Genomic DNA, 13576 nt, shown 5'->3' with positions numbered 1-13576 from the left:
GGCCAAAACAATTCTGGTATATATAGTAAATAAGGCTGAAAATTTAATAGAGTTGAGGAGTGAAAACCTGAATGCGCATTCGATTCCAGAAGGGCCGAAAACCACTTAGTGTACTTCTTGCTATTGCTATGCTGGTAAGTATTCTTGTTCCTTTCGGTTCCTTGCAGATCGCGAAAGCTTCGTCTCAGAACGATCAAGTCGTGATCAGCCAGGTTTACGGTGGTGGCGGAAGCAAAGGGGCGTTGTATGCCAACGACTTCATCGAATTGTTCAACCCTACGGGACAGGCCGTAGACCTTACAGGCTGGAAGGTACGTTATGCAAGTGATACAGGTGGTTTTAATAGCACGACCTCGTTAACAGGTAGCATCGAGCCTTACCAATATCTATTAATTCAGCAAAGCGGGGGCAACACAGGTCTGCCTCTTCCAACACCCGATCTGACAGGGAACTTGGCCCTAGCCGCCAGTAACGGCAAGGTAGACCTGGTGAACGCAGCAGGGGAGCGCGTCGATCTGATCGGCTACGGCTCCGCGAGCGATTCGGAAACCAATCCGACGGCTGCGTTATCCGCTGACAAGGCGGCGATCCGGAAAGAATTGACCGCAGGTCAGCCCGGAGATCGCGGCCGGGATACGGATGACAACGCCGCTGATTTCTACGTTGCGGCTCCGGATCCTCGAAACAGCTCGCATCCGGCTACACCGGTGAGCCCGGGCAGCGGCTTAGGCAAGGTAACGGCCTCCCCGGAACCGAATGCCTGGCCGGCAGGAACAGAGATTACGCTGGCCCCGCCTACGGTAGGCGCTTCAGTCTATGCGGATGTTTACGTTTCGGGTGGCTCCGGCAGAGGGTTTGAGCTCGTAGACGGTCCGATCGTTATCAACGAGCCGACCCGAATCGATGCGTTTGCCGCTATGGAAGGCGTTCCGGATGGGCCGGTAACGTCGTTCCAATATGATATTTTGAAGCAAACATCGGTTGCGGAAGCGAGAGCCAAGTCTAAAGGCGAACACGTCTGGACGGAAGGCATCATCACACATATCGAAGGCAGAGAAACTTATATCCAGGACGATACCGCTGGCATTGTGCTCTACGATTATCCGATTGGCGCAGGAGTGGGCGATCGGGTCAGCGTGGCCGGCGTGATGGAAATCTACAACAATTTGCAAGAGATCAAGCCGCATGCGCTGCTGCCGTATAACGTGACGGACAGCAACGTCGGACCGCCGCAGGCGGTACGGATTAGCGGAGCGGATCTTGCTGCAGACAAAGGGGAAGCTTACGAGGCAAGGCTGGTTTATTTGGAGGATGTGTCCATTAAGTCCGAGAATCGGGCGGGCGAGTTTACGGCCGAGCAAGGCGGGCACGAATTCATCATTTATTCCGGTCTGTCGAAGCTTGCTCCGGGTAAAACCTTCAGCCGGGTAACGGGCGTGGTGAAGCAGTACGACAATATCTACGAGCTGATCCCGCTAAGCAATGACGCCTTGATTGAAGACTTGTTCTCCGTGATCGCAAGCCCGGGGCCAGGCCCGATCATGATCGGAAGCACGGTAGAGCTGTCGAGTCCGACGACTGGAGCCAGCATCTATTATACGGTGGACGGAACGACTCCGACGACGGCAAGCACGCTGTACACCAAGCCGATTCAAGTGGACCGCGACATGACCATCAAGGCCATCGTGGTCTCTGGCACGAATATGAGCAAAGTGTATGAGTTTGCTTACAAGGCGACACAGCAGCCGCGCATTGCGGACATTCAAGGCGAAGGACACGCCTCGCCGTATAATGGGCAAACCGTAAAGGGCATTGAGGGTATCGTTACGCAATACGGCTATACCTTCTCCAATGGCAGCATCAAGGGCTTCTATATCCAGGATGCAGAGCCGGATAATAATCCGAACACCTCCGATGCGATTTTCGTGTTTGGGACGGGCAGTACTAACCTGCCGGATGTAGGCGACCTTGTGTCCGTTACCGGCAAAGTGGCGGAATATAACGAAGGAAGCTCGTCCAATCTGACCTCAACCCAGATCGAGCTGCAATCGCTCACCGTAATCTCGGAAAATCAGCCGCTGCCGGAGCCGGTTACGCTGGGCAAGGGCGGGCGGCCGATCCCGGCATCGATCATCGATAATGACGGATTCCAGGTGTTCGATCCGGAAGAAGACGCCATCGATTTCTACGAATCGCTTGAAGGGATGCGGGTCAGACTGCCGGAGCCGACGATTATTAGTCCGTATTGGACGAGCAGCGGCACCTACAACATTCCGACCCGTGTCGAAAATAACGTTCCGGACGTCATTACGCCGGCAGGCGGTCTGGTGCTGAAGGAGCAAGGCAACTTCAACCCGCAGCGCCTGATCATCGCTTACGGGAATCCGGGGCAGGAAGTGAGCACGGGCGATACATTTGCCGAGGATGTCATCGGCGTGATCGGATACAACAGCGGCAATTTCAAGGTCATTCCTCCAAAAGACGGGCTGCCTGCGATCGAAGGCGGTTCCTTTGAACAAGAGGTATCCACGATCGACGTGAAGGATGACCAGCTGCGCGTGGCGACCTATAATATCGAGAACTTTTATCCTGGCGTGGGCTCCGCCAAGATCAACAAGCTTGCGGATTCCATCGTGAGTCATTTGAAATCCCCGGACATCATTGGACTGGTCGAAGTTCAGGACAACAACGGGGAGAAGAATGACGGCACGACGGCGGCGGATCAAAGCTATCGGGCGCTGATCGAAGCGATCAAAGCGGCCGGCGGACCGGAGTACAGCTTCACGGACATCGATCCGGTCAACAACAAAGATGGCGGTGCACCGGGTGCGAATATCCGGGTAGGCTTCCTCTATAACGCCGACCGCGTCAAGCTGTCGGAGAGCGTGAACGGCAAGAAAGGCTCCTCGACGGATGCGGTTGCCTATGATGCGGCCACGGATCAGCTTACCTACAATCCGGGCCGGATCGAACCGGAGAACAGCGCGTTCCATGCATCCCGCAAGCCGCTGGCCGCCCAGTTCGAATTCCGCGGCGAAAAAGTGATCGTCGTAGCGAATCACTTCAATTCGAAATCCGGAGACCAAGGGCCTTTTGGCAGCACGCAGCCGCCACTGCTATCCAGTGAGGCTCAGCGCCATCAGATTGCGGCTGTCGTGAACGGCTTCGTCAAGGATGTGCTGCAGGGCAATCCTGACGCGAATATCATCGTTCTGGGCGATTTGAATGATTTCCAGTTCACGCAGACCGGAACGATTCTGAAAGGCAATGAGCTCGACAATCTGATCGACATTCTGCCGCCGGGAGAGCGGTATACGTATACGTACGATGGCAACTCGCAGGTGCTTGACCATATTATGGTCAGCAAGAATCTGACGAAGTCGGCTGAGGTTGACGTTGTCCATCTTAACGCCGATTTCCCGGCCTCCAAAGGCCGCGTGTCCGACCATGATCCGGTGGTCGCGCAGCTGGACCTGACGGGCGAGGCCGCTTCGGGCTTCCCGCTGACGATTCTGCATACGAACGATACGCACGCGAATCTGGATACCGTCAGCTCGCCCGACAACATCGCGCGCCGGGTGACGGCCATTAAAGAAGCGAAGGCTTCAGCGGTGAATCCGCTGCTTGTGGATGCGGGGGATGTATTCTCCGGGACGCTCTATTTTAATCAATATGAAGGACAAGCCGATCTGGCGTTCATGAATCTGGTTCAATACGATGCGATGACCTTCGGAAACCATGAATTCGACAAAGGATCCGAGGTGTTGAACGCATTCATCGAGAACGCAAAATTTCCGTTCGTGTCTTCGAATGTGAACTTCTCGGCAGATCCTGTGCTTCGGGAGAAATTCAACGATGGCGTCACGCGGGATGCCAAAGCCGCCAACATTTATCCGGCGGTCATCATGGAAGTGGACGGCCAGGAGGTCGGCCTGATCGGCCTGACCACCGAAGACACGGCAAACATTGCCTCTCCAGGGCCGGTCACGTTTGACGATGCCGTACAGAAGGCTAAGGATACCGTCGCGATGCTTCGGCAGGAAGGCATTAACAAAATCGTCGTGCTGTCGCACTTGGGCTACGACGTCGACGTAAACCTGGCCAAGGCCGTGGAAGGCATCGATATTATCGTGGGCGGGCACAGCCACACCAAGCTGGATCAAGCCGTCGTGGATCGTACGGACAGCGAGCCGAAGCTGATCGTACAGACCGGCGAGAAGGGTCAATTCCTAGGCAGGCTGGAAGTCGTGTTCGACGACGAGGGTGTTCTGCAGGATTGGAACAGCCGCTTGATCTCGGTTGATGAAAAGGATAGCAGCGGCCAGTACGTGATCCAGCCGGATGCCGAGGCGCTCAACCTTCTGAATACGAAATATAAGCCGGGCGTAGAGGAACTGAAGCAGACGGAGGTCGGCTATACGGAGGTTAAATTGAACGGAGTCCGGGCCGATGTGCGGACGAAGGAAACCAATCTTGGAAACCTGATTGCCGACGGCATGCTGGATGCGGCGCGGGCAGCGGGAACGAATGCGGTGATCGCGCTGCAGAACGGCGGAGGCATCCGGGAGTCGATCGAAGCCGGCAAGGTTACGATGGGCGACATCATGACGGTTCTGCCGTTCAACAACGATCTGGTTACCATCACGCTGACCGGTCAGGAAATTAAAGAGGCGCTGGAAAACGGCGTGTCCAAAATCCCTGCCCAGGACGGACGGTTCCCGCATATTGCCGGCATGAGGTTCTACTATGATTCCACGAAACCGGCCGGTGAGCGTGTGCTCCGCATGGAAGTGAAGGGTAAGAACGGCTATGAGCTGATCGATCCGAAGCAATCGTACGAGGTTGCTACGAACGCGTTTACCGCCAAGGGCGGCGATTTCTACGCATCGCTAGAGAAGGCCTATCAGGAAGGGCGCGTAAAGCTGCTTTATCTTCCGGACTATGAGGTTTTCTCGGGTTACGTGAAAAAGGTAGGCACGATTACGGACAAAACCTCGGCTGTCGAAGGCCGGATCGTTGACTTGAAGGGAGCACCGCTTCCTGGAGGACCTGACCCAGGACAGCCAGGGCAGCCTGGCCAGCCGGGAAATCCAGGCACACCGGGTTCCCCTGGACCGGCAACCCCTCCGGTGAACCCGCCGGGTACCGGCACCCCATCGCCTGCAGAGCCGGGCAAAGTCAAGGTGCAGGCTCAAGTGAAGGATGGAGAAGCTTCCGGCACGGTGACCGGGTCTGCCTTGAAGGATGCGTTGAAGCAGCCGACTGGCGGAAAAGTAACGGTCGAGGCCGTAAGCACGCAGCCTTTCCAATCCGCCTCGATTACGGTGGATAACGAAGCGTTGCAAGCTTGGCTTGCCCAAGCAGGCGTCCAGGTGCTGAGCGTCGTAACGCCTTTCGGAAGCTTCGATCTGCCGAAGAAGGAGATTGACCTTCAAGGCTTGGCGAAGCAGATTGGGACAGATACCGCGGGGATTCGCCTGGTTGTCCGGGTGGCCAAGGATACCGACGCGCTGAAGGCAGCTGCAGCCCAGGGCTATCGCCCGCTGCAAGCGGTGAACTACGCTGTAGAGGCGCATGCCTCCAGCGGCAAGACCGCCCAGTTGAATGAATTTGCCTCTTACGTGAAGCGTTCGGTCGTGGTGGATCAGACCGGACCGGCCAATTCGCTGGCGGTGGTGCGTCTGAACGAGGGACGATACACACCGGTGCCGTTCAAAATGAACGCGCAGCAGGTCGATATCTACAGCCGGGAGAGCGGAACTTATCTGGTTCTCCGGAATACGGCCACGTTCCCAGACATCGGTTCCCACTGGTCGAAGGGGGACGTTGAATCACTCGCTGCCAAGATGATCGTAACCGGACGTTCGGAGCAAGCCTTCGTGCCGGATGCTCCGATCACGCGGGCGGAGTTTGCAGCGCTGATTGTAAGGGCGCTCGGTCTGAGTGCTGCTGCGGGACCGGATTCCTTCGAGGATATATCGGTATACGATTGGCATGCCGGTTCGATCCGGGCGGCTGTGGAAGCGGGCATCGTCAATGGTTATTCGGACGGCACATTCCGGCCGGACCGGACGATTACGCGCGAAGAGATGGCGGCTATGGCGCATAAGGCGCTGGAATACGCCGGGTACGAGCAAGGCGGCGATGTGCCAATCCGCTTCGCTGATGAGGCTCATATCGGTGCTTGGGCCGAGGAAGCGGTGCAAGTTTTAGGCGAGCTTGATATTCTGAACGGCGATAACCGACAGCGGTTTGCGCCGAAGTCCCATGCAACGCGAGGCGAGAGCGCCGCGGTGCTGAACCGGATGCTGGGCAAGCTGACCTTTGCGAAGTAACATGGGCGCACATCATCGTGCGAAATGTACGGCAGCTTCGCGCTGCTGTGAGGATTGACCGCAAAAGAGCTGTTCCCTATGGGAACGGCTCTTTTTTTTGTACCCAAATGTGACCCATCTGCGTCCATAACTGTGTTAAGGGTAAAAGGAGGTCTGAAACACCATGCAGACATATTCGCTCCGGCCGGGCGGGGATATTGCGGAAGCCTATGAACTTTACGGCGGCATGCTGTTCAAAATTGCGATGGTTTACCTTGGAAACAAGCAGGATGCCGAGGAAGCCATGCAGGAAACGTTCATCAAGCTGATGAACAAAGCACCTGTGTTCACAGACAGGGAGCACGAGAAAGCCTGGCTGATCCGGGTGATTACAAACCAGTGCAAAAACATGCTGTCCAGTTTGTGGCGCAAACGGGTGACCCGAATGGAGCATATGGACGATTACTTCGAGGAACCGTCGGAACGTCTGCTTATGGATCATGTGATGGGCCTGCCTTTTAAATACAAGTCGGTTATTCATCTGTTTTATTACGAGGATTATTCGGTGCGGCAAATCGCCGGCATACTCCAGATCAGCGAATCTGCCGTCAAAATGCGTCTTCAGCGCGGCAGAAAGCTGCTGCGAATGGACCTGGAAGGGGAGGAGCGCCCATGAACCGGAATGATTACAAGAAATTGATAAATCGTATAGAACCTGATCAAGGATTGGAGGAACGTCTCATGAATGGAATCCGAGAAAAAGAGCAAGAGAAACATTCGCCGATAAGGAGAAGCCGGATCGGCATGGCTGGCGTTGGCGCTGCCGTTATACTAGGCGTGGTGCTGGTGATATCGATCATCTGGCAGACAGAGAATACGCCTATAGCGGAAGCGCCTGCTGTGACGCCGACCGTGAGCGATGGCCAGGACGCACTGCCCGGGATGGAGGGTCCTCGGGATCCGGCCGAAGCCGGGCACGAGAAGGTGGAGCTTCCTGCGATCGAGCTTCCGAAAGACGACGGCGTCATGATGGATATGATCGGCCTGGTCGTCTATAAAGGCAACATTTACACCCAGACAGGGACGCAGATCACGGCCGAGACGGCCAAGGAGCTGCGCGGAGAGAAGCTCGGCAGGACGACGGCGGGCATTACGGAATGGAGCACGCAGGCGGATTATACGGAGCTTGCCTCCACCATCGGCGAGGCGGATATTTACGCGGTACAGGGGTACGATGAGACGTTTCGGATCATGTCCTATGAAGAACACGACGGTCAGGTCTTTGCCGAGTTATATGAGCATTTGAATGGCATTACCGTTATGCGGGGCGAGGATATCGCGGGCAAGCTTAAGCTTGACGGCCGGATCGCCTCAGCGCAGTGGCAGGACTTTGACAGCTGGAATATGGGGGAGACCCGTCTCGAGGAGCTGCCCGCGGATGCTTCACTGGACGCTTTCATCAAGGCGTTATATGAGGCAAAGCCGGTTGCGGAGAACCAGCTGATGGAAGCCGGAATATACGATGCCGGTTCGGGTGAACAGAAATTCTTATATCTGAATCTGGAGGATGGAACCAAGGTAGAGCTGCGGCTGTTCAAAAGCGGGCCTTATGCGAAATACAGCCATGCGCAGGTGTTTTTCGAAATGGATGCCGAGGCTTTCGGCGCGCTATGGGATCGCATGGAGTAGCATAAATGGAGTGCCTTTGATTATAGGAAACGTTGACTTTATGAAAAAAGAGCGACCCTTGGGGCCGCTCTTTTTTTGGGTCACTCGTTGGATGAGCCAGCCGAGCTGATGCAAATGGGTTGAGTTACCGCGGATGAGACGCTGGGTTCAACGGATGAAGCCGGTTTAACTTTGATTCGAGGTGATTCCATGTTGGTCCAATGTTGGTTCAATGTTGATCCAATGTCGGTTCAATGTCGGTTCAATGTGGTTCAATGTTGATTCAATGTCGATTCCATGTTGGCTTGGTGTTGGCCCATTGTTTGTTCAATGATGTTGGCTCACTGCTGCGACATGGACAAGAGGTACGCCCTGGTAACCCGAGGGCCTTCGGCCTTCGGGTCCATTCGGAGTTTACCGGATCAGAACGGATTCAGCACATGATAGAATACGTTTGGCGACGCCATCCGGTAATAGTGGCTGCACCAGCCGACGCCTTTGTGGTTGAAGCGGTTGGTGGTGCTGAACACGAGCCGCTCCTGCTCCAGTTCCTCGAGCCGCGGGATTCGTCCGTCCACATAATCAAGAATGCGGAGCGATGCGGTATCCAGGCGGGTGAGGACGCCGCCGTAGCGGATATCGATGACCTCCCAGCCGAAAGGCTTGAACATCCGGTGCCACTGGATGCGGTGCGAGGCGCGCAGGTCACGGACGGCATCCGCGATGGCAGGAAGCACGCTTTTGGCGATATGCCGCAGCGACTCGTGATCCTTGGCATCATAGGCATGCTTCAACGTAATGCCGATTTCGCTTTTGCGCTTCAATACGGCGCTCAGCTTTTCCGGCATGTCGAACAGATAATCCAGCCCGGCATCCGGGCTGCGCTTGTCGCGAATGCGCTGCTCCAGCTCCGCGTAATGGTTCGCGAGGTCCAAGCCCTCAATCTGCTTGTCGAATAAACCGAGAAGCACATCCTGGTACAGCAGAAATTTCGATGGATTACTTTGCTTCGCATTGTTCGGCTCCTGGCCCGGAATTTCGTCCAGATCTTTGAGCAGCAGAAAGGTGTCCATCTCGATGCCCGTGCAGAATTTTACCCGTTCGGCCAAGTGGGCCCAGGAGGGTTTTTGCTCCGAGTAGGCATGCTCTGCGTATAACTGAAGGCCCAGCAGGGCCGCGAACGGATTGCCCTCATTTCCGTCGTCTCCCCACATGGTTGCGTATACCTCCCGGATGCCCTCCTGCTTACACACCTGCAATGCGACATCGGATGCGTTAAGGGAGAGCCCGTAATTGACGCCGAACGTATTGAAAATCCAAACCGCGCCGGCAAAGACGAGGTTGCAGCCGAGAGGACGGTGATTTGCGATCAACTTCTCATAGTCCCCCGGCTCCATGTGGGTATAGTCCCAGTACACCATGTCCACGTCCTTCGGGATGCGGCGGGCCATCTCTTCCGGGATCGAGGTGTCCTTAGCGTAATATGCCGCATCGCCGCCTCCGCCTGAAGCGAGTTTGAGGAACATGTCGCTCCACATCATCGGCTTGAGTCCGCGCTTGCGGACGGCAGCCAGCACTTTGTCCAGGTGCGCGAGCATGATGTCGAAGCGGCTCTCATATCCGTTCAGGTCCAAATATTTGCCGCGGCCGAGCTCCTCCGCCTCGTCCATGCCGATGTGGATTTTCTTGCTGCGGAACGGGGCGGTGGCTGCTTCGATCATCCGTTCAATAAGGGAATCGGTTCGCTCGCTGCCGACGAGCAGCGCTCCCTTCGTATCGCGGTAATGCTTGATCGGCTCCCACTTCAGGAATTCCTCCAGATGTGCCAAGGTCTGGATGCTCGGGAACGCCTCAATGCCGAATTGATCGGCATAGTCGTCGATTTCCCGCAGCTCCTCCTGCGTATAGCGGCCCCGCATATATCCAAAATAGGGCTCATCATCGATCTCGTACGTATCCTCCATATACAGCATGACGGTATTCATGCCCATTAAGGCGAGTTTATTCAGCATCAGCTTGAAGCTCTCTACCGTGAGCACTGCATTGCGGGACAGGTCGAGCATAGGCCCGATCTGGTCGAATTGTTGTTGTTCCCGAATATGGAAGGCTTCGCGCTGGCGGCTGTGCTGAACGAGCAGGCCCAATCCACGGAAGAATTGATGCTTCGCCCCATAGCGGATGTAGGCATGGTCCGCTTCGCGGCCGACCACGAGTTCGCCCTCCGACTGTCCGATGCGGACAGGAAATCCGTCCTCACTCATCTCCACGCCAAGCTCATGCAACAATATCCGGGCACCGGATTCAATATCCGCGGTTAGGCCCTCGAAACGTAATTTCATCGAGATAATCCCCCTGTTTCACGATTTTTACGTCACAACATTATATCATTATAATGTTTAATGGTATTGCAATCGTGGGCGGAAAGCAATAAGGATTTTATCAAGCCGGGCTGAACCGGTTTCTTAACAGCAATCTGTAACTCATTCCAAATCCGCGGTATCGAATCGAGGAAAAAATTCTGTTGACACTGGTAAATTACGGGTGTATTTTAGATACAAATCGTTTTTGCAAAAACGTTTTGCATACCAAGCTACTACCCCAATCGATCGTTTAGGTTATTATGATATCGCTTACACGGATTACATATGATTTCATTCGAGATAAGGAGATAACCATGGCAGCAACCATTAGAGACGTCGCCCGCGAAGCGGGAGTGGCAGTATGTACCGTATCCTTCGCGATGAATGGATCGGCCCATGTGGCCGAAGCGACGAAGAAACGCATTTTTGAAGCAATCGAGAAGCTGAATTACCGGCCGAATCAATCGGCGCGCGGATTAGTGACCAAGAAGACGAACAACATCGGCTTGGTCGTCGAGGACACCGTAGACGGGCTGGAGAACAGCATTCTTCTTGACGTGATCAAGGGTCTCGGGCAGGCGACGGGAGATAATAATTACGATCTGCTGCTCTCCTTCCAGAAGCCCAGCACAAGCAAGCTTGCGGATCATCTGCTCGACGTGTACCGGAAGCAGTCGGCCGACGGCCTGATTTTGATGGGGGCAGCCATCAATCAGCCATTCGATGAATTGATCAAGAACCGCTTCCCGTTCGTGCTGCTTGGAAGGCCCGCCATCCCGGGTCTATGCCACAGCGTTAACGCGGATAACGAACAAGGGGCATACGAAGCGGTGAAGTATTTAGTCGGCAAGGGCCACCGCCGCATTGCGCTTATTACGCCATGCACGCTGGAGGTGGATGCCTCGCTTGACCGGTATAACGGGTATCGTCTGGCGATGGAGGAATTCGTGGGCCGGTTCGACGAGCAGCTGGTTGCCATCGGTTCGTTCGAGCAGGACAGCGGATATGCGGAAACCGAGAAGCTTCTGAGCCTGAAGGACCGCCCAACCGCTATTATCGCAGGCCGGGACGTCATTGCCTCCCGCGTTGTGGAGCGGGCGCAGGAGCTCGGCTATGCAGTGCCGGACGACGTAGCGGTCATCGGCTTCGACAATACCGTCGTATCCCAGCTGGCCCGTCCGTCCATCACCTCGATCGAGCTGCCGATGCGGCAGATGGGACTCGAAGCGGCGAAGCTGCTGATGAAGCTGATCGACGGCGAGATCGGCTTTGATGATATCCAGACCATTGTACTGCCTTGCACCGTGTGCGAAAGAGAATCGACCTGATAACGAATAGATTTCGTTGGACGGTTCTTTTTTTAAGCCATACAAAAACGTTTTTGTACCCCATCGTCATTGAAGGGAGTGATGCAGGTCAACTTGATCAGCTTAGACTTCACATAAATGTAAGCGAATACATTGAACGCTTAAGGGGAGTGATAGTCATGTTTCCATTTCGAAGATTCGTTAGCCTCATCCTGATCACCTCGCTCATTACGCTGCTCGCCGCTTGTTCCGGCGGCAGCGCCAACCGTGCCGAACCGGCACCGACTCCCGTTAGTAACAACAATAACGACAATACGACACCCGCAGAACCTGCTACCGGCCAGCCGGTAGCACCATCAAAAAGCGGCACCATCCAGATCTCCTTGCGCGGAGCCTCCGCCGAAGTATGGGGCAAGGTAGCCGAAGCCTATATGGCGAAGCATCCCGACGTTAAAGTGGTCGTGGATATCAAGCCGGCCGAGGGGTACCGGGATTGGCTGCAGGCCCAGTTCGCCGCCGGGGAACCGGAGGCCGATTTTGTGAACACGAATGAGAACAGCGATCTCAATGAAGACCAGAAATTCGTCGATTTCAAGCCTTGGCTGGAGACGGAGAACCCCTATACGGGGAAGCTCTGGAAGGAGAGCTTCAATCTCGACGGCATGGGCGTCAATTTGGATGATCCGAATCTGCAAACGCTGCAAGCGCTGAACTTCGAATCGGTGCAAATTTTGTGGATGTACAACAAAGAGATGTTTGAGAAGGCTGGCATCACAGACACCCCGAAAACCTTTAACGAGCTGACCGCGGCTTTTGACAAGCTGAAGGCAGCAGGGTACATCCCGTTTACGATCGGCGGCAATGCGCTCTCCTTATGGAGCGGTCAGGCCGGTTGGCTGATGCGCATTTATCCGGACCAGTATTTCCGCGACTATGTGGAGCTGATCCGGTCCAAGCCAGAAGATTATACCTATATGCCGAGCATCGACGATAACTGGAAGTTCGATCTAAACGATCCGTACAACGATTCCCGTTCCAATGTGTCGACGAATGAGCTGCGGATGTATAAGGCAATCAAAGACAAGGTCGGTCCATACAAAGTCGAGGGCAATCCTGCTTGGCGCGAGGTGTTGACCAATCTGAAGACCTTGTTCAGCTACGCACCCGAGGGATTCATGGGCATGTCGGAGGAGCAGGCCTACAAGCTGTTCCTAACCGGCAAGGCCGCAACCATGGTTGCGCTGCCGTCCTCTTATTGGCAGCTTCCGAAGGATTTTGCCGATGCGGAGAAGACGGGCGAGAGCGGAGGCGTAAAATCATTCGATTTCGGATTCTTCAACATGCCTTCCATGGAAGGGGAGCTGGTGCAGGCGCCTGCTAGAACGATCCATATCTATACCGGTTTTTACGGCTTTGTCAAAAAGAATGCGGAGCAGACCGCACTGAACATTGATTTCATGATGTATCTGACCAGTCCGGAAGGATACAAGGTATACCTTGAGGCTGTTCAAAACTCCAAGGATGCTTCCTTAAGCGGCGCTCCGCTGTTAAACGATATCGAGCTGCCGGAGGAAATGAAGAAGACATTCGAGTCGTTCGACGCGATCGGAAACACGGAAGGACTGAACAGCCCGGGCAATGTGCTGGCGCGCGGTCTCCACGACTATCAGCCGTCCGTGCAGAGCTACATCGGCCTCATCTCCAAATATTTCAACGATGAAATCGATGTGGACCAATTGCTGAAGCAGTACCAGGCCGACATTGATGCCAAGTTTGAGGCTATGCTGAAGGAACGCAAGAAGGAGCTCTCCGACCTTGAGCATCCGGAGCGGCAGCCGCCGGTTAGGCAGTAGCATGCGAAATCGTGAAGCGCAGGGTACCGTTTTAAACAAAAAGGGGTACTCGTATCGAACGGTCCTGCGTTTCC

6 protein-coding genes are annotated in these 13576 nt (G+C 55.0%); 5 read left to right on the top strand and 1 reads right to left on the bottom strand.

What is annotated here, in order from left to right; genetic code table 11:
• The first annotated feature begins 71 nt into the window (after positions 1-71).
• The 3 genes from MKX76_RS21155 to MKX76_RS21145 all read left to right on the top strand — a co-directional run bounded on the left by MKX76_RS21155 (position 72) and on the right by MKX76_RS21145 (position 8003).
• Positions 72-6335 carry a 5'-nucleotidase C-terminal domain-containing protein gene (locus tag MKX76_RS21155; protein WP_341034569.1) on the top strand — a complete coding sequence of 2088 codons (6264 nt, stop codon included), beginning with the start codon at positions 72-74 and terminating at the stop codon, positions 6333-6335.
• 163 nt (positions 6336-6498) lie between these two features.
• On the top strand, positions 6499-6990 hold the full coding sequence (locus tag MKX76_RS21150; protein WP_210094271.1) for an RNA polymerase sigma factor: 492 nt from the start codon (positions 6499-6501) through the stop codon (positions 6988-6990).
• 65 nt (positions 6991-7055) lie between these two features.
• Positions 7056-8003: a hypothetical protein gene (locus MKX76_RS21145; RefSeq protein WP_341034568.1), complete on the top strand. Its 948-nt coding sequence runs from the start codon at positions 7056-7058 to the stop codon at positions 8001-8003.
• A 401-nt stretch (positions 8004-8404) separates the two neighbouring features.
• Here the strand turns inward: MKX76_RS21145 and MKX76_RS21140 are convergent, their stop codons facing one another.
• Positions 8405-10321, bottom strand: coding sequence for a beta-N-acetylhexosaminidase (locus MKX76_RS21140; RefSeq protein WP_341034567.1), 1917 nt, complete (start codon positions 10319-10321; stop codon positions 8405-8407).
• A 335-nt stretch (positions 10322-10656) separates the two neighbouring features.
• On the opposite strand from MKX76_RS21140, the gene MKX76_RS21135 reads away from it, so the two are divergent.
• Both MKX76_RS21135 and MKX76_RS21130 read left to right on the top strand, forming a co-directional pair.
• On the top strand, positions 10657-11670 hold the full coding sequence (locus MKX76_RS21135) for a LacI family DNA-binding transcriptional regulator (RefSeq protein ID WP_007132633.1): 1014 nt from the start codon (positions 10657-10659) through the stop codon (positions 11668-11670).
• A 158-nt stretch (positions 11671-11828) separates the two neighbouring features.
• Positions 11829-13502 carry an ABC transporter substrate-binding protein gene (locus MKX76_RS21130; protein WP_007132632.1) on the top strand — a complete coding sequence of 558 codons (1674 nt, stop codon included), beginning with the start codon at positions 11829-11831 and terminating at the stop codon, positions 13500-13502.
• Positions 13503-13576 lie beyond the last annotated feature (74 nt).

Origin of the sequence: Paenibacillus sp. FSL R5-0810, from assembly GCF_038002285.1 — a bacterium.
Classification (GTDB): domain Bacteria; phylum Bacillota; class Bacilli; order Paenibacillales; family Paenibacillaceae; genus Paenibacillus_AQ; species Paenibacillus_AQ lactis.
This window is presented reverse-complemented; position numbering and strand designations above follow the sequence as displayed.